Source organism: Bradyrhizobium sp., from assembly GCF_049798375.1.
Lineage (GTDB): Bacteria > Pseudomonadota > Alphaproteobacteria > Rhizobiales > Xanthobacteraceae > Bradyrhizobium.
In genome coordinates, this window is record NZ_JBARGP010000474.1 from 1 (window position 1) to 1,617 (window position 1,617).

Sequence of the window (1,617 nt, forward strand, 5' to 3'; positions counted from 1 at the left end):
CTCTCGATCTCTCGCTCGAGGGAAGGGTGGTGGCGGTCGCCGCCGATCGAGGACACCACTTCAGCAAACCGACGAGGAACCGCATAGTCCTGGTGGAAGGACATGGCGTCGACGGCGACGCCCACGCCGGAGCGTTCGTCCGGCACCGCTATCTCGCCCGTCGCGAGCCCCGCCTACCCAATCTTCGGCAGGTCCACCTGATCCCGTCCGAGCTCTTCGCTTTCCTTCTGGAAGCTGGATTCGAGGTCGGCGCGGGTGACCTCGGCGAGAACATCGCCACTGCCGGCCTGGACCTTGAGCGGATGCCGGTCGGATCCCTCATCGAGCTCGGACCCAAGGCAGTCATCGAGCTGACCGGCCTCCGGAGGCCCTGTGTCCTCATCGATCGCTTCGGGGCCGGCCTCAAACGGCAGGTCCTTTCGTCGGTGGAAACGGGCCCTCAATTCAAATGTGGGGGTCCTTGGTGTGGTTCGGGCCGGCGGCCAGGTCGCGGCTGGCGACGCCGCGCTCGTCCGGCTCCCGTCGTCCTCATTTCGTGTCTTGCCGGCTCTGTAGAAAGACCGTGCGTATGTTAGCGGCCGATTCCGGCGCAGCTTAGGGCATCGACAGCTGATCGACGTGTTGCTCGATCTGCGCGCGTGCGAGGTATGGCCAATTCCACCCGCTCTTTTCACCGCGCGGCGATACGAAGTCTTCCTGGATCGTCGGCAGTTGCTGCAGCCGTTAAGCCGCCGCGCGAAAATCAATGCCGCTGAGATGAAGCGTGCGATTTGGAGTTCAGCCAGCGGTGCGCTCGGATGCCGAAGGCCAGGGCGGCAGGGGCGGCAAGCCGAGAGCCTTGCGTACCGGTCCGAACGACCGGCGATGAGCTGCGCATGCACCAAGCCTGGCCAACGCCTCATAATGAGCCGGCACCGGGTAGCCCTTATGATCCGCGAAGCCGTAGCCGGGGTGACGCGCGTCCAGCTTCCGCATTACGGTGTCACGCTCCACTTTCGCGAGGATGGAGGCTGCGGCGATGCTGGCGGACTTGGCGTCGCCTTTAATGATGGCCTGCTGAGGGATGTCGATTTCCTCCAACCGCTTCGCATCGATCAGCAAGTGCTGCGGCGTTAATCCTAGCCCCCGGACCGCACGCTGCATAGCCTGGATGCCTGCCCAGTAGATGTTGATCGCGTCGATCTCGTCGACTTCGACGAACGCCACAGACCAACTCTCCGCCTTTTCCTTGATTTCCATCGAGAGCTCTTCGCGAGCCGCGGCGTCGAGTTTCTTCGAGTCGTCGATCCCGATTATTCGCGTGCCGGGCTTCAGGACCACGGCTCCGGCGGAGACAGGCCCGGCGAGAGGGCTCATTCCGGCCTCATCCACGCCTGCAACGGCATGATGACCGCTATCCCAAAGAGGGGTCTCGAAGCGGAGCATCTTGCGAAGGCGCTGCCCTTCAGACCTATTTTCGAACCGCCGTTTATCGATTGAAGCGAGGATGGCACGGGCTCCCGCGCGGCTGTCGGCCCGCAAGATCTGCTCGACGCTGGCCTCGAGCGGTCTCTTCTCGACAAGATAGCGCTGACGCAATACATCGAGTGAATACTGGGACATTGCTGCCTTCAAGCC

The 1,617-nt window shown here is 63.1% G+C and carries 2 protein-coding genes; one reads left to right on the top strand and one right to left on the bottom strand.

The window, feature by feature from the left end; genetic code table 11:
• The first annotated feature begins 92 nt into the window (after positions 1 to 92).
• Positions 93 to 575 carry an MOSC domain-containing protein gene (locus tag WA702_RS19530; RefSeq protein WP_425112180.1) on the top strand — a complete coding sequence of 161 codons (483 nt, stop codon included), beginning with the start codon at positions 93 to 95 and terminating at the stop codon, positions 573 to 575.
• Positions 576 to 777: 202 nt separating this feature from the next.
• Here the strand turns inward: WA702_RS19530 and WA702_RS19535 are convergent, their stop codons facing one another.
• Positions 778 to 1,602 carry a ribonuclease HII gene (locus WA702_RS19535; protein WP_425112181.1) on the bottom strand — a complete coding sequence of 275 codons (825 nt, stop codon included), beginning with the start codon at positions 1,600 to 1,602 and terminating at the stop codon, positions 778 to 780.
• Between the last annotated feature and the right edge of the window lie 15 nt (positions 1,603 to 1,617).

Bases quoted from the DNA above. Each gene is read 5' to 3' on its own strand.
- WA702_RS19535 (WP_425112181.1), bottom strand. From the start codon at position 1,602: ATGTCCCAGTATTCACTCGATGTATTGCGTCAGCGCTATCTTGTCGAG.